This window comes from Nocardia sp. NPDC060220 (assembly GCF_042727815.1).
Classification (GTDB): Bacteria; Actinomycetota; Actinomycetes; order Mycobacteriales; family Mycobacteriaceae; genus Nocardia.
Genome location: NZ_JBHWZY010001134.1, coordinates 1 through 1,805, shown reverse-complemented (window position 1 = coordinate 1,805; position 1,805 = coordinate 1). Strand labels below are relative to the sequence as shown.

At 65.3% G+C, this 1,805-nt stretch carries 3 protein-coding genes; 2 read left to right on the top strand and 1 reads right to left on the bottom strand.

Translation table 11 applies throughout. The annotated features are described in order from the left end of the window. Nucleotides 1–955, bottom strand: a 955-nt coding sequence (locus tag ACFWF3_RS34505; protein ID WP_379318239.1) for an FAD-dependent oxidoreductase, incomplete at its 3' end; no start/stop codon positions are given. A 124-nt stretch (nt 956–1,079) separates the two neighbouring features. Here ACFWF3_RS34505 and ACFWF3_RS34500 point away from each other — a divergent pair. Together ACFWF3_RS34500 and ACFWF3_RS34495 are read left to right on the top strand one after the other, a co-directional pair. Then, nucleotides 1,080–1,412 (top strand): ArsR/SmtB family transcription factor, encoded by a 333-nt coding sequence (locus ACFWF3_RS34500; RefSeq protein ID WP_379318237.1) that lies wholly within the window; start codon nt 1,080–1,082, stop codon nt 1,410–1,412. Continuing rightward, on the top strand, nt 1,409–1,805 hold a 397-nt coding region (locus ACFWF3_RS34495), incomplete at its 3' end, for an SRPBCC domain-containing protein (protein WP_379318235.1). The genes ACFWF3_RS34500 and ACFWF3_RS34495, both read left to right, overlap by 4 nt.

The following is a 1,805-nucleotide window of genomic DNA, read 5'->3' as shown; positions in this document are numbered from 1 at the left end:
GGATGCGCGCGGCCGCGACGGCGTCCTGCACCGCGAGATTGACTCCGACCCCGCCAACCGGTGACATCGTGTGCGCGGCATCGCCGATGCACAGCAGGCCGGGGACGTACCACCGGTCGAGCATGCCCACCGTCACCTCTAGCAGTTTGATGTCGTCCCAGGCCCGGATCGCCGCTGTCGCCTCGGTGGACCAGCCGAACAGTTCGGTGACGCGATCGCGTAGCCACCGCACGTCGTGTGCGGCGCGAAGCTCTGCGTCACAGCCCTTTTCGATGATGTAGCCGGTCTGGTAGTAGTCGCCGCGGTCGATGGCCACCGCGGAGTTGCCGTTGGTGAAGCGGGCCTGCACGGCACCGCCGTCGATGTCGTCCTCCGATTTCGGGATGCGGAAGAACCACATGTCCATCGGCACGTCCTCCATGCGCGGGCGCAGACCCGCGGCCTCGCGCGTCACGGAATCACGTCCGTCGCAGGCGATCACGAGATCTGCGCGCAGGGCGTGTTCGACGCCCTCGGCATCGAGATAGCGCACGCCTGCCACCCCGCCCGCCTCCTCGATCAGTCCGGTCGCGGTCGAGCGCATGCGCAGGGTGAAGGTCGGTTCCTCGGCCGCGGCGCTGGTGAGCAGGTCGAGGAAGTCCCATTGCGGCACCATGGCGATGTGCCGGTACTTGCCGGGAATTCGGGTGAAATCGGCGGCGACCACCATGCGGTCGCCCGCGTGCATGCACATCCGGGTGAGCTCGGAGCGCGGCAACCTGGCGAAGTTCGCGCCGAGCCCCAGTTCGTCGATCAGTCGCACCGTCGACGGGTGCACCGTGTCGCCGCGGAAATCCCGGAGGAAGTCGGCATGCTTTTCCAGCACGGTCACTTCGACGCCTGCTCTGGCGAGTAGGAGACCGGCCATCGTGCCCGCGGGGCCGCCGCCGACGATGCAACAGGTGGTCTTGTTCATGAGTGTTCCCCCTCGATGATTCCCGCCAAGTTCTACGACAAAGCGTAGTAGTGAATCCATCGGCCCGTCCAGGGTTTTCCGAAAGGGGTTGACCGGATGACGTGGCCACGCAATACTGAACTAGATGGTTCAGTATGACTTCCTAGACGCCTCGTTCGGGGCGCTCGCGGACCCCACACGGCGGGGCATCCTCGAGCAACTCGGGCGTGGACCCGCGAGTATCAGCGAATTGGCCGAGCGATTCGAGATGACCTTGACCGGCATCAAGAAGCACATCGGCCTGCTCGAGGACGTGGGCATGGTGGTCACCGAGAAGCGTGGGCGGGTGCGGTACTGCCGGATCTGTGAGCACGTCTTCGATCGTGAGGTGGCCTGGATGCAGGGTTATCGGCAGATGCTCGAAGCCCGGATGGACCGTCTCGGTGAATTCCTGCAACGAACGGAGCCAGAGCAATGAGCACCACCACCACCAACGACGCCGTCATCACCTCCACCTCGGACCGCGAAGTCCACATCGAACGCGATTTCGACGCCCCACTGGACCGGGTATGGGACGCCTACAGCCGCATCGAGCAGCTCTCCCGCTGGTGGGGTCGCGGCCATGTGGTCGACGTCGAGCGCTGGGAGTTCCGCAAGGGCGGCCACTGGCGTTTCGTCGAACACGACGGCGACGAGTCCTACGGATTCGAGGGCCGCTTTCGCGAGATCACCCCGAAGGAACGCATCGTGCAGTCCTTCGAGTGGGACGGCATGCCCGCCCACATCTGCATCGACTCGACCACCTTCATCGATCTCGGCGACGGCCGCACCAGGGTCGCCACCGACAGCATCTTCCACACGGCCGAGGAAC